Consider the following 22,291-nt stretch of genomic DNA (forward strand, 5'->3'; position numbering starts at 1 on the left):
TTATTCTCTCCCTACGCGAAGTGTATCGTCACGCTGTGCATTTGCACGGCGCTGGTCCATGACACTGCCAGACGAACGGGAACTGCTGTTATCGGCACTGCTTTTACTGTTACTGCTGGTTAAACCTGGAACGGAAGGCAACAAACCTGTTTCATCATTTTTGCTGGTGTCGTTGGCTGCTGCGTTATTTCCACGCAGCATTTGATCCAGCGGCAAGACCATCAGGTTATTCCCTTTATCACTCACCAGCACTTTACGGGTGTGGCTGAGGACTTTTTCCATGGTTTCGATATACAGACGCTCGCGGGTAATTTCCGGCGCGGCTTTATATTCAGGTAACAGTTTGGAGAAACGGGCCACTTCACCCTGCGCTTCCAGAACCGTACGATCTTTATAGGCTTTAGCATCTTCCAGTAAGCGCTGTGCTTCACCGTTTGCCAGAGGCTGAATCTGGTTCGCGTAAGCTTCTGCTTCACGAATAGACTGTTGTTCTCTTTCACGGGCGGCGATCGCGTTATCGAAGGAAGCTTTCACTTCTTCCGGCGGACGCGCGGTCTGGAAGTTGACGTCCTGAATGGTAATACCCATTTTGTACGGACGAATAGTTTCTTCCAGTACACGCTGGGTATCGCTACGCACGGTAGTACGGCCTTCCGTCAGGATTTTATCCATCGTGTATTTGCCGATAACGCCACGTAATGCGCTGTCAGTCGCCTGGCTCAGGCTGTCGTCAGGGTTGGCGACGCTGAACAGATAAGCTTCAGGATCCGTCACGCGATACTGCACGTTCATTTCAACGCGCACAACGTTCTCATCAGACGTCAGCATTACACCAGACGCAGCAAGTTCACGTACCGATTCTACGTTTACTGCACGAACTTGATCGATGAAGGTCGGTTTCCAGTTCAGGCCAGGCTCAACCAGATGGCTGAACTTACCAAAACGGGTCACAACGCCACGCTCGGCTTCTTTAATGGTATAGAAACCCGTTGCTGCCCAGATCACCACCACCGCTGCGACCGCGATGCCAACAATCCGGCCACCACTCATCCCATGACCGGAACCCGTTGGTGCGCCATTGTTGCTGTTATTGTTGTTGCCTGAACCTTTTCCACCGAAGCCCCCCAGCTTTTTGCTGAGCTTACGGAAGATATCATCCAGATCAGGTGGCCCCTGATTGCGGCCACCTTTGTTGTCGTTATTTCCACCAGAATTTCCACCAGAGTTGCCGCTATTATTATTGCTGCTGCCCCAGGGGTCGCGGTCCTGTCCGTTATTACCGGGCTGATTCCACGCCATGTTATAGCTCCATTATTCTATGATTGGTGTTCTTCAGGCCAAATCAGACAGACTCTGGTTGCGGACATAGCTTTCCAGTTCCTGCTCTTGTTTGCAGAGGCGACGCCAGTCAACGATGGGCATTCGCACCATCAGACCAATACTGCCATCCTCTTCAATCCATTCTTTTTCAATGGCCTGAAGCTGGTAAAAACGGCTACGAAGTCGGCCTGCTTCCGGCGGTAAGCACAATTCATGCTGCGCAATCTCGCCAGAGAGTCGCTCCGTTAATGCCTGGAAAAGCAACGGAATACCTTCACCTGTCACGGCTGAGAGCCAGACCCTGACCGGCAAATTCTCCTCGTTGCGGTCGATACGCGGAACAAAGTCATCCAGCATATCTATTTTGTTCATCACTAACAGCGCAGGAATTTCATCTGCTTCGATCTCTGCCAGCACCGTATTCACCGCGTCAATATTTTCCTGAACACGGATGTCCGCTGCATCAATCACATGGAGTAACAGAGATGCCTGTCGGGTTTCCTGCAACGTTGCTTTAAAAGCCGCAACCAAATCATGGGGCAGGTGACGAATAAACCCTACGGTGTCCGCCAAAACCGTCTCCCCGACATCTGCCACTATAATACGGCGCAGCGTAGGATCCAGCGTAGCAAACAACTGATTGGCCACGTAGACATCGGCCTGAGTAATACGGTTAAAGAGTGTGGATTTCCCGGCGTTGGTATACCCAACCAAAGACACCGTCGGAATATCCGCACGAACGCGTGAACGACGACCCTGTTCACGCTGCTTAGCCACTTTTTCAAGACGGCTGAGGATCAAAGTGATTCTGTCCCGCAGCAAGCGGCGGTCAGTTTCGAGCTGGGTTTCACCTGGGCCACGCGCGCCAATGCCGCCGCCCTGCCGCTCAAGGTGCGTCCAGCCGCGAACCAGTCGGGTAGCAATGTGGCGTAATTGCGCCAGTTCTACTTGTAACTTACCTTCATGTGTTCGGGCCCGCTGGGCAAAAATATCTAATATCAATCCGGTGCGGTCGACAACTCGACATTCGCATAAGGCTTCCAGGTTTCTTTCCTGGCCGGGAGACAAGGCGTGATCAAACAGGATGACAGAGGCGCCCGTTGCTTTGACGGCATCTGCGATTTCTTGGGCCTTTCCTTCACCGACAAAGTATTTTGGGTGCGGTGCCTTGCGGCTCCCGGTGACGACTTGCAACGCCTCTACACCTGCAGAAGATACCAGCGATTCAAATTCGCTCAGGTCTTCCGTGTCTTTGTCCTGCGAGAAATAGATATGAACCAGTACGGCCTGCTCACCGGCTTCATAACGGTCAAACAAGCTTGCGACCTCTCATTTGGGAAAAATTCGCCAGCCGGGGGTGCATAAGCATAATCGGAATACTTATGAACCCCTTCGTGGTTGACCAACGTTGCGCTTTATTCAGCGTCATCGTTTTCCTGCTGCGGCTGTTGCGCAGACGGAGTGCTACCTTGGTGATAATTGTTGGTGCTGCCCGAACCTGGATTATTGCTATGGTGTGACACCGGGCGGGAAGGCACTACGGTGGAGATAGCGTGTTTATACACCATCTGGCTAACCGTATTTTTTAACAGAATGACAAACTGGTCAAAAGACTCAATCTGGCCTTGCAGCTTAATACCATTCACCAAGTAAATAGAAACCGGAACACGTTCACGACGCAATGCGTTCAGGAACGGATCTTGCAAAGATTGCCCCTTAGCCATTCTATCTTTTCCTTATTAGTTTGTTGTTTGTAACTTTGAGCCTATCGGCTCGAAAATAAATCACATAAAAAATTTGCGCGCTGAGTACTGATCAATTGTACACAATCACCCAACCTATGCACTAACAACCTGAATTACACGGTTTAAGGCCTCTTCTGGCTTCTCAGAATCGAGCCATTCGACACTCTCCCAACCTCGCAACCAGGTCATCTGACGTTTGGCCAGCTGTCGTGTCGCGCAAACACCACGATAAACCATTTCATCGTAATCGAATTCACCAGACAAATATGACCACATCTGGCGATAACCCACACAACGAATGGAAGGCAAATCTGTATGCAAATCGCCCCGGGCTATCAGCGTTCTGACTTCGTCTTCAAAACCATTGGACAACATCTGACTAAAACGTTCCTCGATCCGCACATGTAATAATTCCCGGCGGGTCGGCGCAATCGCAAACTGATGTACGCGATAGGGTAATGTTTCACCCGAAATTTTAGTCAGTTCCGTTAAAGTTTTACCCGAAATAAAAAAAACTTCCAGTGCTCTGGACAGTCTCTGCGGATCATTCGGATGAATTCGCATAGCCGCAACGGGATCTATTTTGCGCAACTGGTCATGTAACGCCTCCCAACCCTGTTCTGCAGCCTGCTTTTCGATACGCTCGCGCACGACAGGATCAGCAGGTGGCAAAGGGGAAAGACCTTCAAGCAATGCCTTGAAATAAAGCATAGTCCCACCTACCAATAACGGGATCTTATTGCGCGAGGTTATTTCTGCCATTTCGCGTAATGCGTCTCGACGAAAGTCAGCCGCCGAATAAGCCACCGTCGGGTCAAGAATATTAATCAACCGGTGCGGTGCTTCAGCCAGCTCTTCTGCCGTGGGTTTCGCCGTGCCAATATCCATCCCGCGATAAATCAGGGCGGAATCGACACTGATAAGCTCGACAGGCAGGTGTTTCAGCAGCGACATCGCCAATGCTGTTTTACCTGAGGCGGTCGGCCCCATAATAAAGATTGCCGGGGGAAGTGCGTTGTTTTCAGAATCAGTCATGCTTAAAAGCCGCCAGCGCGGACTGTAAATCAAGAGGTTGCAGGAGGCCGGACGGGGGCGATTTCACCAATTGCGGGCAAAGACGCTCAACATCCGTGAGTAATTGTATGGCTTGCGAAATCGTCCAGACCTCATGCTCGCAGCCGCAGTGGCGGGCAAACCACATAGCTACCGCATCAGAAGTCACCTCCTGCTGAACAGCAAGGTAACCTAACAGATCAGGTATCAACTTTTGTAAATTTTGTTGGCGTAATGGTAAAGGTACCGCGCGAACCGTCACACGCTGTGACTCACTGAGCATTTCTAAACCAAAATGCTGTAATAACGCCTGATGGCGCGCCAGCACGGCGGTCTCTTCTTTCTGCATTGTCAGCTTCAGCGGAATTAATAACGGCTGCGGCCGCAATCCTTCTTCGGGTGGTGTCAGCTGCGCCCATTTCAGCCAGCGATCGGCCACCGGTAACGCCAGCAACACCAGTTGTTTGCCGCGCTCAAGTAACGCATATTCCGCGGAACATACCGTCAGAACGCGCCCGAAACTCTGGCTGTGCGATTCCAGCGCCGGTTCCGTCAGTGTACGGGCCACTGAAACGGCGGGCTTAGCGGGCTGTGCCACAGCAGGTGCCGGTTCCTGTAAGGAAAACGACTCCGGCGCGGGCTGCAACAAACGTCCGTAAGCTTTGCTTTCTGAAGGATTGTAAGCAGGTTCCGTGCTGCGATAAGCAGATTCACGTGGCTGGCTGGCGCGGGCAGTTTGAGGAAACACATTTTCGCGCGGGGAATTGTTTTCCCGCGATGCCGGCACTTTGCGTTCTGCCGGCTGCGAGAAATGATTGCCACCCGCCGCCTGACGATTTTCCTGCTGCCAGCGCGGCGTATCTTCCTGAAGCTGTGGCTCGTCAAGAACGGGTGCCCCGGCCTGCTGCAATACGGACATCACCGCCTGATAAATAAAATCATGTACCAGCCGCGACTGATGGAAACGCACCTCGTGTTTTGCCGGATGCACATTCACATCCACCTGATGCGGATCGACATCCAGATAAAGCACATACGCGGGCTGCTGATCATCTTTGAGCTGATCCTGATACGCCTGGCGGATCGCGTGATTAATCAGGCGATCTTTCATCATGCGGTTGTTCACATAGCAATACTGCATATCTGTCAGACTGCGCGAACCCGCCGGATCGGCGACCCAGCCACGGATCGCCAGATCACCGTGGCTCCATTCCACTTCCAGTGCGTGCTCGACAAACGCCGGGCTACAAATACTGGCCAGACGGCGGGAGAACTGTGAACGGTCTTTCACCGCGCGATACTGACGGATGAGTTTGCCGTTGTGGCTGAGATTGACGGAAACGTCAAAGCGCGCCAGCGCAATTCGCCGGACAACTTCATCGATATGGGTGAATTCGGTTTTCTCAGTACGCATGAATTTACGGCGGGCGGGCGTATTGTAAAACAGATCCAGCACTTCAACCGTCGAGCCTTGCGGATGCGCCGCCGGTTTGATCGTCACCGCCATATCCCGTCCTTCGGCATAGGCCTGCCAGGCTTCATTCTGCTCTGCGGTGCGCGATGTCAGAATCAGGCGCGATACCGAGCTGATACTGGCCAGCGCTTCGCCACGAAATCCGAGGCTCAGGATTGCTTCCAGATCATCAAGACAGGTGATTTTACTGGTGGCATGACGTGCCAGCGCCAGCGCCAGATCGTCTTTGCCAATCCCGCAGCCGTTGTCGCGAATGCGGATAAGCTTGGCGCCACCGCGATCGATATCAATATCAATACGCGTCGCGCCCGCATCAAGGCTGTTTTCCACCAGTTCCTTCACCACGGAAGCCGGTCTTTCGACAACTTCGCCCGCTGCTATCTGGTTAGCAAGTTGCGGCGGCAGTACCTTGATCGGCATAGCGGCTCCTGTGGCAGACGGTTATTCCCGCCTATGACTGTGGAATAGTTAAGGTTTGGCCGAGCTGTACCTCGCCAGACTTCATATGATTTGCGGTTCTGATGTCGTTCATGCTGACACCATATTTACTGGCGATCGCCGACAGCGTATCGCCGCGTTTCACTTTATGTTTCGCGGGTTTCTTCGCCGTTTTTGCTGTCGAATCCGGTGCTGCGGCTATTGAAGATGTGCGGGTTCCCGCAGGGACTTTCAATCGCTGGCCGACCCAGACGCCGTCTTTTTTCAACTTATTGAGGTCGCGCAGTGCCGCATTTGTCGTGCCATAGCTGTTCGCGATCCCGGTCAGGGTTTCACCCCGTGTCACTTTATGGATCTGCGTGGCACCGGCTGCCCCGGCAGTCACTTCAATCGGACCTGGCTGACTCACGGCAGAGCGGGTTGTCGCACTACTGTCTGCCGCCGCTGCTGATGAGGCCAGCAGCGGACGGTTTTCGACCTTTGGGCCGTTTTGTATCGGATGCGACTGGAAATAATTACGCAGGCCGATGTGGATAGCCCTCGCAATTTTATCCTGGTACGCGCTGCTGCCCAGCAGCCGCTCCTCAGTTGAATTACTGATAAAGCCGGTTTCCACCAGCAGGGAAGGAATATCCGGCGAACGCAACACGCCTAAACTGGCGTGCTCAGGCTTCGCTTTATGCAAAGAGCCAACGGATCGCAGTTCGCGCAGAACACGGGTCGCGACGTCATAACCCACACGTTGTGAATGACCGAACTGTAAATCCAGCACTGCCTGACTGAGATACGGGTCTGAAGCGGTATTCGCCAGCACATCCCCGGCGCCGCCGAGCAGTTCTGATTGTTTCTCGTGCTGCTCCAGCCAGTTACCCATTTCGCTGTTAGCACGACGGTTCGACAGCACCCAGACTGATGCACCACGCGCGCTGCGGCTTGGCGCGGCATCTGCGTGAATGGAAACCAGCACATTAGCGTTTTTCTTACGCGCCACATCGGAACGTCCCATGACGGAAATAAAGTAATCACCGTCGCGGGTCAAGACCGGCTGGAACATCGGGTCGGCATTCAGAATCGCCTGTAATTTACGGGCGATAGAGATGGTGACATTTTTTTCTTTCAGCCCGCCCGCGCCAATTGCGCCAGGATCCTGCCCGCCATGACCGGCGTCAATCGCGACAATTATCCTGCTGTCACTGGTCGACACGGTAGAAGAGCGTGAGTTATCCGGCGCCACCGTAGTAGCTACGACTTTAGTCTGATCATTGGTAAACGGGTTTGATTTTTCGGAAGGCGTAATCATTTTGCCCGCATTTGGCGATGGCGTGTTGGTCGCCACGGCAACCGGTGCACGCTGACGTGCCGGAGCAGAGGCGTTCATGGTCAGCACCACGGTGTACTGGCCGCCGTCTTTTTGTTTAGTGGCGTTGGTTCTGACTTTCTGATTCAGTTCAAATACCAGACGCTGACTCTGCGCATTGGGCGGCGTACTGGCACGCACACGCGTCACCAGATTCTGACCGTTGAAATTCAACGGCAAGCCTTTCATCACGCCGTCCTGACGGATATCCATCACTACGCGTTCAGGGTTGTGCAGAGGGAAAAAAGAGTAATCCGGTGAGCCATCAAATGTAATCGTAACGGTAGATTGCGTGGCACCGTTGGAAACATTGATGTTTTTCATGCCTGCTGCAAGAACCGGTGAGGCGAGCACAGCAAACAATATCAGCGTCGATAACAACATCGCGGCTGAAATATAAAGAGAGGTAAAACGTGAGTTCATCGCGTGATCATCCTTGCTGTTGAACACGATGCAGCAATTTTATGCCAGATTCAGAAACCGCCACCAGCTTCGCGGTGCGACCGGTCAGGGAATAATCCAGCGTCAGTTCAATATCCGGTTCTGGCAACACACCTGCCCCCTGCTGTGGCCATTCCACCAGACAAATAGCGTCCTGTGCGAAATAATCGCGGATCCCCATAAACTCCAGTTCTTCCGGATCAGCAAGGCGATATAAATCAAAATGATACACGGCAATCTTTTCCAGCTGATAAGGCTCGACCAGTGTGTAGGTCGGGCTTTTCACATTGCCCTGATGCCCTAATGCCTGAAGAAATCCCCGGCTAAAGGTTGTTTTACCGGCTCCCAGATCGCCATAAAGATGGATAACCGTTGAACCTTCACAGGCTTTCGCCAGGGAAGCACCTAGTTGCAACGTTGCCGCTTCGTCGGGTAAAGAGATATTAAGTTGATTCATTCAGTGATATCTATTTCTTCAGGTCTGGATTAACTAACGGGGCAATCACCGCTAAAAGATCAGTTGCCAGCATACCGCGCGTTCCCTGCCGGTGGGCAATTTCGTCTGCGGCAGCACCATGCACTACTGAGCCCGCGCAGGCCGCATCATAACTATTTAGTTTCTGAGCCAGCAGGCCGCCGATAATACCAGAAAGTACGTCGCCCATGCCGCCGGATGCCATACCGGCATTGCCGACATCCGCGACCGCCATCTCGCCACGCTCACTGGCAATCAGAGTGCCGGCACCTTTGAGCACCACCACGCCGCCATATCGCTCCGTGAGTTTCTTCGCTGAAAGTAAGCGGTCACTTTCAATTTCGTTCACGCTGCAACCTAGCAAACGTGCCGCTTCGCCCGGATGGGGCGTCAGCACACGATTTTGCCGTTTCCGCGGATTGATTGCCAGCAGGTTAAGCGCATCAGCGTCCCATAAGGCCGGTTTATCCCAATTTTCTGCGCGTTCTACCGCCTGTTTGCCCCATTCTTTCTGACCCAGACCGGGGCCGATAACTAACACATCCGCCCATTCAAGCCCTTCATCGAGCGACTCTGCGGTGAGTTCTTCCACCATCAGCTCAGGTCTCGCGGTCAGTAACGGTCCGGTATTTTCTTTGTGAGTGAGTACTCGCACCAGTCCGGCCCCGCTTCGCAACGCGGCTTCCGAAGCCATGCGGATCGCCCCCGCAAAACCGGTATCGCCGCCCACTACCAGCAAACGCCCGTGTTCGCCCTTGTGAGAACAAGGGCGACGCGGGTGCAGCCATGCGCCTAATTGTGACGCATCCAGCCGTTGTAAGGGAGCAAGATGCCCGCCCAGCCAGCTTTCCAGCCCCAGCGCATCGCAGTGTAATTTGCCGGTGTAGTCGCGCGCCTGCCCGGTCAGTAAACCGGGTTTCAGGGCGATGAAACTGATCGTATGCGAGGCGTGAACCACCTTCCCCGCAGTCTGACCTGTTTGCGCATCAAGACCGGAAGGGATATCTAAAGAGATGACAGGCAAAGACGCCGAGTTAATGGCTTCAATCAGCCCGTCATAAGGTGCTCGCGGCGCGGAAGATAAACCGGTGCCAAGCAAACCATCGATAATCAGATCAGCGTCCTGCGGCCATGCAAAGTCCGCAGGGTTAACCGTGCCGCCGCTTTTCAGCCAATCCTGCCGCGCTGTTTCTGCCTCTTCTGGCAGCGGCTTGCTGCCTGCCACGGCCAGCAGCGTCACGCTTATGCCTGCAGTTTTCGCCAGACGCGCAACTTCAAAACCGTCGCCACCGTTATTACCGTGGCCACACAAAATCAGCCAGTGGCGGGTTTGCGGAAACTCACGCTGCGCCAGTAAAAAAGCGGCTTTTGCCGCACGTTGCATCAGTGTAAACAGAGAAATCCCCGTTTCCTGCGCCGCCTGGCGTTCAGCCTGTCGCAGCCAGTCAGCAGAAAACACAGAATGTGGTAAACTCGCCTCGTTTCGTTTTTCACGTTGGTTCGTCATGACACTCCCTCTCGATCTCGTTCAACTGGCTCAACATATCAAGCAATGGGGCCAATCGCTAGGCTTCCAGCAGGTTGGCATCTGCGATACAGACTTATCTGCCGAAGAGCCTAAACTGCAAGACTGGCTTGATAAACAATATCATGGCGAGATGGAATGGATGGCGCGCCACGGCATGTTACGCGCACGGCCGCATGAACTTCTGCCCGGCACATTGCGGGTGATCAGCGTGCGCATGAATTATTTACCCGCCAAAGCAGCCTTTGCCAAAATCCTGAATAATCCTCAACTCGGCTACGTCAGCCGCTATGCCCTTGGACGTGACTATCACAAAGTCTTGCGCCAGCGCCTGAAAAAACTTGGCGATATGATTCAGGCGCATTGTACTGAACACGCTGATCAGACCGTCACCTTTCGCCCTTTTGTCGATTCCGCCCCCGTGATGGAACGCCCGCTGGCGGCGAAAGCCGGTCTTGGCTGGGTTGGTAAACACTCACTCATTCTTAACCGTGAATCCGGTTCATGGTTCTTTCTCGGCGAACTACTGATTGATTTGCCCCTGCCTGTCGATCAGCCGCAGGAAGAGAAATGCGGAAAGTGCGTGGCCTGCATCACCACTTGCCCGACCGGTGCCATTGTTGCGCCTTATACCGTCGATGCCCGCCGCTGTATTTCCTATCTAACCATTGAGCTGGAAGGCGCAATACCGGAAGAATTCCGCGCGCTGATGGGTAACCGTATCTACGGCTGCGATGATTGCCAGCTGATTTGCCCCTGGAATCGCTATTCGCAACTGACGGATGAAGAAGATTTCAGCCCGCGCGCCGCGCTGCATGCACCAGAGCTGATTGAATTGTTTAGCTGGGCGGAAGAAAAATTTTTGCGTATCACGGAAGGTTCGCCGATCCGGCGTATCGGACATCTGCGCTGGCTGCGCAATATTGCAGTGGCGCTGGGCAATGCGCCCTATTCGGAAGACGTGCTTAATGCCTTACAGTCGCGGGAAGGGAAAAATGCGTTGCTGGATGAACATATCAGTTGGGCAATCGCACAGCAGACAGAAAGAAGGAATGAACATCGGATAGAAGTGCAAACTTCACAGCAAAAACGCCTGATCCGCGCAGTGGAAAAGGGTTTGCCAAGGGATGCATAACCATTCCCCAAAGCAATGCATGAGAAAAGCGATATTTTCTGTGCATAAAAATAAAAATGCTTTGCCAATCAAGTGCAAAAAAAAGAGCAAGTGATCGTCATAACGTTTCTTTATAAATTTATATTGATTTAAATCAACAAGTTATATTTTGGCAATATGGCGAGCGCAAAAAACAGACAGTGTAAAAAAACAACTAAACCTGTGGATAAGTCTGTTTAAAACATTACTACAAATCGTGTAATGATCACGTCATTTATGCACAGAAAATGCAGGAAGAAAGCGTTAAGAAATGATTTTGAACTGAAGAAGAAAACTGGAGCGGGAAACGAGACTCGAACTCGCGACCCCGACCTTGGCAAGGTCGTGCTCTACCAACTGAGCTATTCCCGCATTGAGATGTCTGACATCTGCTGTACTGGCATTTGCTATAAATGTACAGCCTTTGAAACTTTGGAGCGGGAAACGAGACTCGAACTCGCGACCCCGACCTTGGCAAGGTCGTGCTCTACCAACTGAGCTATTCCCGCGTCGCATGGCACTGCTTTTTACGGCTTAAATCTTTGAATCTACGTAACTTAAAAATTTGGAGCGGGAAACGAGACTCGAACTCGCGACCCCGACCTTGGCAAGGTCGTGCTCTACCAACTGAGCTATTCCCGCTCTGCGCACTCAACGAAATTCTTCATCGGTACGGGGTGCGCATTATACGAGAAATCCTTTTAGCCGCAAGCCCCTGAAAGCAAAAAAATGAATTTTTCGTTCAAGTGTCGATTAAAACATCAAAGAGATGAATTAATCAGCGAAACACGGTGATTTCGTGCTCCGCAGCGCAATAAAAAAGATTTCAGTTATTCTGGAGATTAATAAAATGTTCGCGGTAGTAGGCTAATTCAGCGACGGATTCACGGATATCATCCAGGGCCTGATGGGTATTTTGCTTTTTAAAACCGGCCAGCACTTCCGGCTTCCAGCGACGCGCCAGTTCTTTCAGCGTGCTGACATCCAGGTAACGGTAATGGAAATACTCTTCCAGCTCCGGCATATACTTAAACAGGAAACGTCGGTCCTGCCCGACGCTGTTGCCGCAAATCGGCGATTTCCCCGCCGGAACCCACTCGCGCAGGAACTCGATAGTTTTTTGCTGGGCTGCATTGTCATCAAACGGGCTGGCTTTGACGCGATCCACCAGACCGCTGCCGGTGTGCGTACGCACATTCCAGTCATCCATCAGCGCCAGCTGAGCATCAGACTGATGCACCGCCATCACCGGCCCTTCGGCCAGAATGTTCAGATGCGCGTCCGTCACCAGCGTGGCAATCTCAATAATGCGGTCACGTTCAGGATCCAGACCGGTCATTTCCAGGTCGATCCAAATTAAGTTCGAGTCATTTGAAGCCATGATGTGTCCTGTTACAAAGTAGAGAGTTGACGGAGATCTCCGTCATTCGGGCAATTACTATAAAATAGCTGGTATCATAGTCGTTTTGGTCGCACCGAGCGATTAAAGCCAGTCAAGTGAGGCGCAGTGACTAAGTCAAAACTGTCTAAAGGGCAACAACGTCGCGTTCAGACTAACCATCAGCGTCGTCTGACACAGACCGACAAACGAAAAGAGCTGGACGATTCTCTGCATGGCGAACCGCAGGACGGCGTTGTCATCAGCCGTTTCGGGATGCATGCGGACGTTGAAGCGGCCGACGGCAGCCAGCACCGTTGCAATATCCGCCGTACCATCCGTTCTCTGGTCACCGGTGACCGCGTTGTATGGCGCGCCGGGGAAAATACCAGTGTGAAAGGTATCGTCGAGGCGGTCCACGAACGAACTTCCGTTCTGACACGCCCTGATTTCTATGATGGCGTCAAACCCATTGCCGCAAACATTGACCAGATCGTCATTGTCTCCGCCATTCTGCCGGAGCTGTCGCTCAATATTATTGACCGTTATCTGGTAGCGTGCGAAACCGTTGAAGTTGAGCCGCTGATTGTGCTCAATAAAATCGATCTGCTCGACGACGAAGGCCGTAAATTCGTTCAGGGCATGATGGATATCTACCGCAATATCAATTATCGCGTACTCGAAGTGTCGAGCCAGACCGGCGAAGGCATGCCTGCGTTTGAAAAGGCGCTGACTGACCGCATCAGTATTTTTGCCGGCCAGTCAGGCGTAGGCAAATCCAGCCTGCTGAACGCCCTGCTGCCACCGGATGAAAAACAAATTCTGGTGAATGAAGTCTCTGATAACTCAGGCCTGGGTCAGCACACCACCACCGCAGCGCGTCTGTATCACTTCCAGCATGGCGGCGACGTCATCGACTCCCCGGGCGTGCGTGAATTCGGCTTATGGCACCTTGCGCCAGAGCAAATCACCCAGGGCTTTGTCGAATTCCGTCCTTTCCTTGGCTACTGCAAATTCCGTGACTGCAAACACGGCAGTGATCCGGGCTGTGCAATCCGTGACGCCGTAGACCGGGGTGAAATAGCCGAAGAACGTTTCGACAACTACCACCGCATTCTGGAAAGCATGGAAGACGTAAAAACACGTAAAAACTTCGACACGCTGTAATGCTAATTAATTGAATTAACATGTTAATGGCAAACGGGTGAGGTTAACGGAAGTTGAACCGTTGATTTCACCCCGTTACAATCCTCCGCCATACAACACTGCGTGACCCTGAACTGATTTCAGGGTCTCCTGCAAAATGACCGGTAACGCCGGTCATTCATACCATCCAAGAGGTTTTCCCCGTGCTGGACAGTATCAAAATCAAACTGCAATACTTACTTCCTAAACAAGGACTGACCCGTCTTGCTGGCTGGGGCGCGGACAAACGTGCGGCCACGCTGACCCATTGGGTGATCAAAGCGTTTGCGCGTTTTTATAACGTCGACATGAAAGAAGCGCAAAACCCGGATCTCAAATCTTACGCCACATTTAACGAATTCTTCGTGCGTCCGCTGCGCGATGGCGCACGTCCGGTCGTCAGCGGTCTGGATATGCTTTGCCTGCCAGCCGACGGCGCAGTTAGCCAGTTAGGGGCAATTACCGATGGCAAGCTGTTCCAGGCTAAAGGTCATTTCTACAGTTTAGAAGCGCTGCTGGCGGGTAACTATCTGCTGGCTGAGCAGTTCAAAGACGGCCAGTTCGCCACCATTTATCTGGCACCACGGGATTATCACCGCGTGCATATGCCGTGTGACGGCGTGCTGCGCGAAATGATTTATGTGCCGGGTGATTTGTTCTCCGTCAACCCGCTGACCGCCGCGAATGTGCCAAATCTGTTCGCCCGTAACGAACGCGTCATCTGCGTCTTTGATACTGAATTCGGGCCGATGGTGCAGATTCTGGTCGGCGCAACGATTGTCGGCAGCATTGAAACCGTCTGGGCCGGCGGTGTCACACCACCACGCGAAGGCATTATCAAACGCTGGACCTATCCGGCGGCGGGCGAAGAAGGTGCCATCGCGCTGGAAAAAGGTCAGGAAATGGGCCGTTTCAAACTGGGTTCTACGGTGATCAACCTGTTTGCCGCTAAACAAATTCGCTTCATGCCGAATCTGAGCAATGGCACCGTGACCCGCATGGGCGAACCGTTCGCTGAAGCGCTGCGTGCAGCGGCACCCGCAACAACTGACGCGCAAGCACCAGCAACAGAAGTACCTGTAGCAACAGAAACACCTGCTGGTGTGGCAACGGCTGAACCACAAGTCCCGAAAGATTATTAAGTTCGCCCTGAACAGACGAAAAGAACTGAGAAAAAGGATGTGACCGAGTGCGCCTGATCCCCGCCCTGCTGATGAGTTTACTGCTGTCCCTGCCATTGATGGCGGGTGCAGCCCCGACTGAAGATCAGCTCAAACAGGAGCTGAAACAGGCGGAAGCCAACAAAGAAATGGCCAATCAGACGCAGGTGGTTGAGGCGCTGCAAAGCGCACTCAACTGGCTGAATGAAGCCAGTGTTTCAGCCGGGCGCACGGCGGAATATCAAAAGGTCATTGATGACTTTCCAAAACTGACGCAGGCCCTGCGCCAGGAATTGCGAAATCAGCCTGACAAGCCACCCGCGCTGGATAACAGCATCTCAGCCGCTCAGCTCGAGCAGCAAATTCTGCAAGTCAGCAGCCAGCAACTGGAAGAAACCCGCCAGTTACGTCAGGAGCAGGATCGTTCCCGTGACATCAGCGACTCACTAAGTCTGATCCCGCAACAGCAATCCGAAGCCCGCAACGCGCTGAGCGACATCGATCAGCGCATACAGGCGGCGACAGCGGCGGCCACCTCCTCACCCCTGGCGCAGGCGCAACTCAGCGCGCTTCAGGCCGAATCCGCAGCGCGCAAAGCGAAGGTGGATGAACTGGAACTGGCTCAGCTTTCTGCCAATAACCGGCAGGAATTGTCGCGGATGCGCACCGATCTCTACAAAAAGCGCGCCGATTTTCTTGATCAGCAATTACAGGTTTTACGCAACACGCTGAATAATCAACGTCAGCAGGAAGCCGAACAGGCGCTGGAAAAAACCGAGCTGCTGGCCGAACAGAGTGGCGAGTTGCCACACTCGATCAGTCAGCAGTTACAGGCAAACCGCGAGTTGTCGCTGGCGCTGAATCAGCAGGCGCAGCGGATGGACCTGATTTCCTCTCAACAACGTCAGGCCGCTGCACAGACTCAGCAGGTACGTCAGGCGATTAATACCATTCGCGAACAGGCGCAGTGGCTTGGCGCGTCTAATTTACTTGGCGAAACCCTGAGGGCGCAGGTTGCGCGTCTGCCGGATATGCCAAAACCGCAACAGCTTGACCGCGATATGGGCCAGTTGCGCGTTCAGCGTCTGCACTATGAAGATTTGCTGGATAAGCAGGCTATTTACCGTCAGGCGCGGCAGGACGATGGCAAACCGCTCACCACAGATCAGCAAAAAATTCTGGATGCGCAGTTGCGGACGCAACGTGATTTGCTCAATTCCCTGCTCTCGGGTTGCGATACCCAAATTCTTGAACTGACCAAGCTGAAAGTGGCAAACAGCCAACTGGTGGAGGCGCTGAATGACGTACATGACGCCGCCCACCGTTATCTGTTCTGGGTGGCAGACGTCAGCGCCATCGGCATTTCTTACCCGGTGCAGGTCGCGCATGACCTGAAACGGCTGGTCTCGCTGGATTCGCTCAGCCAGCTTGGCGGCGCGTCGATGATGATGGTCACCAGCAAAGAAACACTGTTGCCGCTGTTTGGCGCACTGATTCTGGTGATTATCAGCATCAGTTCCCGCAAGCACTATTATGCATTTCTGGAACGTGCCAGCAGTAAAGTCGGCAAAGTCACGCAGGATCATTTCTCGCTGACCCTGCGTACCGTGTTCTGGTCAATTCTGGTGGCGATGCCGTTACCTGTGCTGTGGGCCGCGCTGGGATTCGGGCTGCAAAGTGCCTGGCCGTATCCGATTGCGGTGGCGATCGGCGATGGCGTCACCGCGACGTTGCCAATCCTGTGGGCGTTTATGGTCAGTGCCGCGCTGGCACATCCTCAGGGATTGTTTGTGGCACACTTCGGCTGGCCGCAGCGTGCGGTGTCAAGGGCACTGCGCTATTACGCGCTGTCGATCTGGGTGCTGGTGCCGCTCATTATGGCGCTGATTACCTTCGATAATCTCAACGATCGCGAGTTCTCTAATACGCTGGGACGTCTGTGCTTCGTGATTCTGTGTCTGGTGGTCGCACTGGTCACCAATAGCCTGAAACGCGCGGGCATTCCGCTGTATCACGATAAAAAAGGCAACAGCGAAAACATCATTAACAAGACGCTGTGGTGGATGCTGCTGGGCGCACCGATTGTCGCTGCGCTGGCTTCACTGATGGGCTACCTCGCGACCTCACAGGCGCTGCTGGCCCGCCTGGAAACCTCGGTCGCCATCTGGTTCGTGTTGCTGGTGATTTATCACATTATCCGCCGCTGGATGCTGATTCAGCGACGTCGTATCGCCTTCGAACGCGCCAAGCAGCGCCGTGCGGAAATGCTGAATCAACGCGCCCGCGGTGAGGAAGATGGCCATCAGATCAGCACCAGCAATGAAGGCACGGTCGAGATTGAGGAACCGGTGGTGGATCTGGATGCCATCTCTGCCCAGTCGCTGCGGCTGGTGCGTTCTCTGCTGACGTTGATCGCGCTGATCTCGGTGATCTTCCTGTGGTCTGAAATCCACTCGGCCTTCTCTTTCCTGGAAAATATTCATCTCTGGCAGGTTGCGTCTACGGTTCAGGGGGTGGAAAGCATGCAGCCGATCACCCTCGGATCGGTGCTGATCGCCATTCTGGTGCTGATTATCACCACGCAACTGGTGCGTAATCTGCCCGCATTGCTGGAACTGGCGCTGCTGCAACACCTGGATCTGACGCCGGGTACCGGCTATGCCGTACTGACCGTCACCAAATACGTATTGCTGCTGATTGGCGGCCTGACCGGTTTCTCGCTGATCGGGATCGAGTGGGCAAAACTGCAATGGCTGGTGGCGGCACTCGGTGTCGGTCTCGGCTTCGGTTTGCAGGAGATCTTCGCTAACTTTATTTCCGGCCTGATTATCCTGTTTGAAAAACCGATCCGTATCGGCGATACCGTAACGATCCGCAACCTGACCGGCAGTATCACCAGGATCAACACCCGTGCCACGACGATCGCTGACTGGGACCGCAAGGAGATTATCGTGCCGAACAAGGCCTTTATCACCGAGCAGTTCATCAACTGGTCGCTGTCGGATTCCGTCACGCGTGTGGTGCTAACCGTGCCTGCACCGTCGGAGGCCAACAGTGAAGAAGTGACAGAAATTCTGCTCAACGCTGCGCATCGCTGTTCGCTGGTGCTGGATATGCCTGCGCCGGAAGCCTATCTGGTGGATCTCCAGCAGGGGATTCAGATTTTCGAGCTGCGTATGCATGCCGCTGAAATGGCGCACCGTATGCCGCTTCGCCATGAAATTCACCAACTGATCCTGGCTGGATTCCGCGAGCACGGCATTACACTGCCATTCCCGCCATTCCAGGTGCGTATGGAAACACTGCACCGCGCGCAAAATGGCAATAACGCGACCTTTACCAGCAGCAGCGGAAGTGGCCGCAGCGGAAACAGTTCGCGCTCACCGGGCGATTTGTAAGAGAAAAGAGAACAGCAAAAGGGCAGATTCTTCTGCCCTTTTTTAAGCACATTGGCTGATGGAGTTTACAGATCCGCGATTAGCGCTGCAGCAGCGTTGCGGTGCAAAGAGATCAGCGATTTGATATCCATGCCGACAATTTCACCGTCAGTCACCCGCCATTTCCCGCCGATCATCACCCGATCGGCTTTTTCCGCACCACACAATAGCAGCGCGGCAATCGGATCATGACTGCCGCTGAAACGTAATTCATCGAGTTTAAACAGCGCCAGATCAGCCTGTTTGCCCACGGCAATCTGCCCGATATCATCGCGACCGATAAGCTTCGCCGAACCGCACGTCGCCCAGCCCAGCACTCGCTCCGGCGTGACATATTCCGCCCCGTATTTCAGACGTTGCAGATACAGCGCCTGCCGCGCTTCATACATCAGGTTTGATGCATCATTCGACGCCGAACCGTCAACGCCCAGACCAATCGGTACGCCAGCGGCCTCCAGATCCCGCGTCGGGCACATACCGGAAGCCAGCCGCATATTCGACACCGGACAATGACAGATACCGGTGCCCGCCGCGCCCAGACGGCGGATTTCGTCGTCGTTAAAGTGAATACCGTGTGCCAGCCATGTCCGGTCACTCAGCCAGCCAACGCTTTCCAGATAATCGACTGTACGCAGACCAAACATTTTCAGGCAAAACTGTTCTTCATCCAGCGTTTCCGCCAGATGCGTATGCAGCCGGACATCTTCCCGCTGCGCCAGTCTGGCGCTCTCACGCATAATTTCGGTGGTGACCGAAAACGGCGAGCAAGGTGCCAGTGCAATCTGCATCCACGCGCCCTCGCCGCGCTGATGATAGCGGTCAATCAGGCGCTGGCTGTCCTGCAAAATCACCTCGCCCGACTGGACCGTCTGTTCCGGCGGCAAACCGCCCTGCTCCTCGCCGAGACTCATCGAGCCGCGCGTCAGTAACGCACGCATGCCCAGCTCACGCACGACGCCCACCTGCACATCGATCGCCTCCTCCATGCCCTGCGGGAAAAGATAATGGTGGTCAGTGGTGGTAGTGCAACCGGAGAGCAACAGTTCAGCCATTGCGACGCGGCTTGCCAGGCCCAGCGCCTCCGGCCCTAAACGCGCCCAGACGGGATAAAGTTTTTTCAGCCACGGGAATAACGGCACGTTGACCACGGGCGCCCAGGCCCGGGTCAGCGTCTGATAAAAATGATGATGAGTGTTAATCAGCCCCGGCAGCAGTACAGACTCGGAGGCATCATAAATATGATCTACCGGCTGCGAAGGTGGCTGACCCGCGGTCAGCAACTCAGCAATTTTCTGCCCTTCAGTGACGATGCCGCCACGGGCATCCAGTGAGTTGGCGGTAAAAACCGCCAGCGGATTTTTGATCCACGTGCGTTGCTCTGACATGTCTGACTTCCTTTTTAAGGTCACATTAAATTCAAAAAGTGAGTCAGCTCAGTTATGCCCTGTCTGCTGATCCAGGGGCGCAACGCGCAGAATTTCAGTGAACCTTGATCTCCTCCGCGACCACGCTGGTGCGTTCTGCAGGCATCAGTAAATTGAGCAGAATAGCGATAACGCCACCGCTGGTCACGGCATGCCCGAAGATATTGCCAACGATGGGTGGGAACTGACCAAGCACATCTGGCACGGCTTCAATGCCCAGACCGATGCCAAAGGCGATGGCAATTATCAGCATTTCACGACGTCCGACCGGCGACTGCGTCATGATTCGGATACCCGCCGCGACCACGCTGCCAAACATCACCAGCGTTGCGCCACCCAGCACCGGCGCAGGAATTTGCTGCAACACTTCGCCGATAAACGGAAACAGGCCTAGCACCAGTAATACCGCGCCAATATACATGCCGACAAAACGGCTGGCGACGCCGGTCATCTGGATCACGCCATTGTTCTGTGCAAATGTTGTGTTAGGAAATGACGAGAAGGCTGCGGCGATAAGGCAACTGATACCGTCAGCCAGAATCCCGCCCTGCAGACGTTTACGGAAGCTTTCTCCTTCAATCGGTTGCTGCGACAACATGCAGTTAGCGGTCAGATCACCCACCGCTTCCAGGATGCTGATAAACGATACCAGCGCGATCGGCACAAAAATAATCCAGTCAAACTTAAAACCAAAACGGAACAGTTGCGGCAATGCAAACCAGTCGCCCTGCAAAGGTTTCACCGTCAGATGGCCGGTCAGCGCAGCGGCGATACAGCCGACAACAATGCCTAAAACTATTGATGAAAGGCGCAGCCAGCGCACGTCGATGCGGTTGCAGGCGACAATCACCAGCAGCGTCAGTGCCCCCAGCCCGAGGTTAGCCGGTGCGCCGAAATTCGCGGCACCATGGCCGCCCGCCCAGTCGGTAATGCTGACTTTAATCAGGCTGATGCCAATCAGCGCGATTACGGTGCCGCTGACCAGCGGTGTAAACACGCGGCGCATCTGCCCGATAAACCGGCTAACCAGCAGCGGGATAAACGCCGCCACAAAGTTCACCCCAAAAATCATCGCCATGATGTCTTCAGGAGAGCCACCGCGGCTTTTCACCAACATACCGCCGGAGAGGATCACCCCCAGAAACGCAAAACTGGTACCTTGCAAACAAATCATCCCCGCGCCCACCGACATAAACCGGCGCGCCTGAATAAATGTCCCGATGCCGGAAGCCAGCAAAGACATGCTGATCAGATAAGGCAAGTAGGCATTCAGCCCGAGAACCGAGCCGATAATCAGCGGCGGCGTGATAATTCCGACCACGCTTGCCAGCACGTGCTGGATGGCGGTGAAAAATGCCGGTGCCGGTGCAATGCGCTCTTCCAGTCCATAAAGAAGTTCTTTGTCGTTGGATTCTGACATAACGAGTTTTCCGGATAATAAGTGATGATCCGGTAATGCATAAATCAGGCCAGCAGCAAAAAATTTAGCTTAACTCAGGCAGAAGACCCTGTTTATGGCGCTTGGCGAGAAAGGGCCAGCACTGAAACTTTAAAATCAGCGCTGCGTCATTTAGGTACTTTTGTTTCAGTAAAAGTGCAGTTTTGGGTTTATTGCACAATGAAGGGGCAAAAAAGGGAAATCGTGGAAGGAAGCCCTGACCTTGGGAACAGGGCTTAAGCACTCATCAGGCGCGTGTCACCGGGAAGGCCAGGACATCACTCAGGCTGGCAGCACCCAGCGCAATCATAATCAGGCGGTCAACACCCAGCGCCACACCTGAACACTCCGGCATACCGTGTTCTAACGCATCCAGCAGATTGTTATCGACAGGATGCTGCGGCAGGCCGCGTGCCGCGCGTTTGCGGTTATCCTGCTCGAAACGCTGACGCTGCTCACGGCTGTCCGTCAGTTCACGGAAACCATTCGCCAGCTCAATGCCTTTGTAATACACCTCGAAACGCTCGGCGACGCGGTGATCTTCCGTACTGATTTCTGCCAGAGCGGCCTGCGTGGCCGGGAAATGATAGACGAATGTCGGTTTGTCGCGACCAATGTGCGGTTCTACACCCATCGTAAACAACAACTGTAACAGGGTGTCACGGTCTTCTTCGGTATCAGCAATGTTGGATAAATCCAGTTTTGCCGCCGCTTCACGCAGTTCCGTTTTGTCGGCGGATAACGGATCCACACCGAGATGGCGGGTAAACGCCTGCTGATAAGACAGGGTTTCAGCGCTATCGCAATCGAGAACCTGCTGGAGTAAATCATCCACTTCATTCATCAGACGGTACATGTCATAACGCGGACGGTACCATTCGAGCATGGTGAATTCCGGATTATGATGACGCCCGGCTTCTTCATTACGGAAACTGCGGCCCATCTGATAAATCGGCCCGCTGCCCGCAGCCAGCAAACGTTTCATGTGATATTCCGGGCTGGTCATCAGATACAACGTCATGCCGTCAGCCGCACCCGGCCCGACAAAACGCGTCTCAAACGGCACCAGATGAATGTCGGTCACCGTGGCCTGGCTCATTGCTGGCGTTTCAACTTCCAGTACGCCGCGATCGGCAAAGAAACGTCGAATCTCAGCGAGGATAGCCGCACGCTTCAACAAATTGGCGACGGGAGCACTGGGTTGCCAGCTTGCTGTTTCGCTCATGGTGATTTACTCCGAATTCAGAAAAGTCATGCAGTCTACCTGCATCCCCGCAGGCAAACAAAT

Annotated in this window: 16 protein-coding genes and 3 tRNA genes; 4 read left to right on the forward strand and 15 right to left on the reverse strand. The window is 53.8% G+C overall.

The window, feature by feature from the left end; all coding sequences use genetic code 11:
- From hflK to nnr, 8 genes are all read right to left on the reverse strand, one after another.
- Positions 1-1,299, reverse strand: coding sequence for an FtsH protease activity modulator HflK (gene hflK / locus GW591_RS21525; RefSeq protein ID WP_013573765.1), 1,299 nt, complete (start codon positions 1,297-1,299; stop codon positions 1-3).
- Between the two features lie 33 nt (positions 1,300-1,332).
- Positions 1,333-2,637: a ribosome rescue GTPase HflX gene (gene hflX, locus GW591_RS21530; protein WP_013573764.1), complete on the reverse strand. Its 1,305-nt coding sequence runs from the start codon at positions 2,635-2,637 to the stop codon at positions 1,333-1,335.
- A 98-nt stretch (positions 2,638-2,735) separates the two neighbouring features.
- A complete protein-coding gene (gene hfq / locus GW591_RS21535) occupies positions 2,736-3,044 on the reverse strand; it encodes an RNA chaperone Hfq (protein WP_013573763.1) in 309 nt (102 codons plus the stop codon).
- A gap of 114 nt (positions 3,045-3,158) precedes the next feature.
- The gene (gene miaA, locus GW591_RS21540) at positions 3,159-4,100 is read right to left on the reverse strand and encodes a tRNA (adenosine(37)-N6)-dimethylallyltransferase MiaA (protein ID WP_126124603.1); all 942 of its coding nucleotides are present in this window, start codon (positions 4,098-4,100) and stop codon (positions 3,159-3,161) included.
- A complete protein-coding gene (mutL, locus tag GW591_RS21545) occupies positions 4,093-6,012 on the reverse strand; it encodes a DNA mismatch repair endonuclease MutL (protein WP_014411561.1) in 1,920 nt (639 codons plus the stop codon). Before mutL ends, miaA begins: the two co-directional genes overlap by 8 nt.
- A 31-nt stretch (positions 6,013-6,043) precedes the next feature.
- Positions 6,044-7,810 carry an N-acetylmuramoyl-L-alanine amidase AmiB gene (gene amiB, locus GW591_RS21550; RefSeq protein WP_013573760.1) on the reverse strand — a complete coding sequence of 589 codons (1,767 nt, stop codon included), beginning with the start codon at positions 7,808-7,810 and terminating at the stop codon, positions 6,044-6,046.
- 7 nt (positions 7,811-7,817) lie between these two features.
- Positions 7,818-8,285, reverse strand: coding sequence for a tRNA (adenosine(37)-N6)-threonylcarbamoyltransferase complex ATPase subunit type 1 TsaE (gene tsaE, locus GW591_RS21555; protein WP_013573759.1), 468 nt, complete (start codon positions 8,283-8,285; stop codon positions 7,818-7,820).
- A 10-nt stretch (positions 8,286-8,295) separates the two neighbouring features.
- A complete protein-coding gene (nnr, locus tag GW591_RS21560) occupies positions 8,296-9,810 on the reverse strand; it encodes a bifunctional ADP-dependent NAD(P)H-hydrate dehydratase/NAD(P)H-hydrate epimerase (RefSeq protein WP_166861355.1) in 1,515 nt (504 codons plus the stop codon).
- On the opposite strand from nnr, the gene queG reads away from it, so the two are divergent.
- On the forward strand, positions 9,809-10,963 hold the full coding sequence (queG, locus tag GW591_RS21565) for a tRNA epoxyqueuosine(34) reductase QueG (protein WP_126124601.1): 1,155 nt from the start codon (positions 9,809-9,811) through the stop codon (positions 10,961-10,963). The two genes, nnr and queG, sit on opposite strands and share 2 nt — an antisense overlap.
- A 314-nt stretch (positions 10,964-11,277) precedes the next feature.
- On the opposite strand, the gene GW591_RS21570 is transcribed toward queG, so the two are convergent.
- The 4 genes from GW591_RS21570 to orn form a co-directional block, all read right to left on the reverse strand.
- Positions 11,278-11,353 (reverse strand) — tRNA-Gly (locus tag GW591_RS21570).
- Between the two features lie 61 nt (positions 11,354-11,414).
- Positions 11,415-11,490 (reverse strand) — tRNA-Gly (locus GW591_RS21575).
- Positions 11,491-11,547: 57 nt separating this feature from the next.
- Positions 11,548-11,623 (reverse strand) — tRNA-Gly (locus GW591_RS21580).
- A 184-nt stretch (positions 11,624-11,807) separates the two neighbouring features.
- Positions 11,808-12,362, reverse strand: coding sequence for an oligoribonuclease (gene orn / locus GW591_RS21585; protein WP_013573756.1), 555 nt, complete (start codon positions 12,360-12,362; stop codon positions 11,808-11,810).
- Between the two features lie 126 nt (positions 12,363-12,488).
- Here orn and rsgA point away from each other — a divergent pair, with 126 nt between their 5' ends.
- From rsgA to mscM, 3 genes are all read left to right on the forward strand, one after another.
- Positions 12,489-13,526: a small ribosomal subunit biogenesis GTPase RsgA gene (gene rsgA, locus GW591_RS21590; RefSeq protein ID WP_013573755.1), complete on the forward strand. Its 1,038-nt coding sequence runs from the start codon at positions 12,489-12,491 to the stop codon at positions 13,524-13,526.
- Between the two features lie 182 nt (positions 13,527-13,708).
- The gene (gene asd, locus GW591_RS21595; protein WP_126124600.1) at positions 13,709-14,686 is read left to right on the forward strand and encodes an archaetidylserine decarboxylase; all 978 of its coding nucleotides are present in this window, start codon (positions 13,709-13,711) and stop codon (positions 14,684-14,686) included.
- Positions 14,687-14,733: 47 nt separating this feature from the next.
- Entirely contained in the window at positions 14,734-18,102 is a 3,369-nt protein-coding gene (gene mscM, locus GW591_RS21600; RefSeq protein WP_013573753.1) for a miniconductance mechanosensitive channel MscM, read from the forward strand.
- A gap of 65 nt (positions 18,103-18,167) precedes the next feature.
- Here the strand turns inward: mscM and GW591_RS21605 are convergent, their stop codons facing one another.
- The 3 genes from GW591_RS21605 to epmA all read right to left on the reverse strand — a co-directional run bounded on the left by GW591_RS21605 (position 18,168) and on the right by epmA (position 22,228).
- Positions 18,168-19,526 carry an 8-oxoguanine deaminase gene (locus GW591_RS21605; protein ID WP_166861357.1) on the reverse strand — a complete coding sequence of 453 codons (1,359 nt, stop codon included), beginning with the start codon at positions 19,524-19,526 and terminating at the stop codon, positions 18,168-18,170.
- Positions 19,527-19,620: 94 nt separating this feature from the next.
- The gene (locus tag GW591_RS21610; protein ID WP_013573751.1) at positions 19,621-20,985 is read right to left on the reverse strand and encodes a uracil-xanthine permease family protein; all 1,365 of its coding nucleotides are present in this window, start codon (positions 20,983-20,985) and stop codon (positions 19,621-19,623) included.
- A 265-nt stretch (positions 20,986-21,250) separates the two neighbouring features.
- Positions 21,251-22,228: an elongation factor P--(R)-beta-lysine ligase gene (epmA, locus tag GW591_RS21615; protein WP_013573750.1), complete on the reverse strand. Its 978-nt coding sequence runs from the start codon at positions 22,226-22,228 to the stop codon at positions 21,251-21,253.
- Between the last annotated feature and the right edge of the window lie 63 nt (positions 22,229-22,291).

Source organism: Rahnella aceris, from assembly GCF_011684115.1.
In the GTDB taxonomy this organism is placed as follows: domain Bacteria; phylum Pseudomonadota; class Gammaproteobacteria; order Enterobacterales; family Enterobacteriaceae; genus Rahnella; species Rahnella aceris.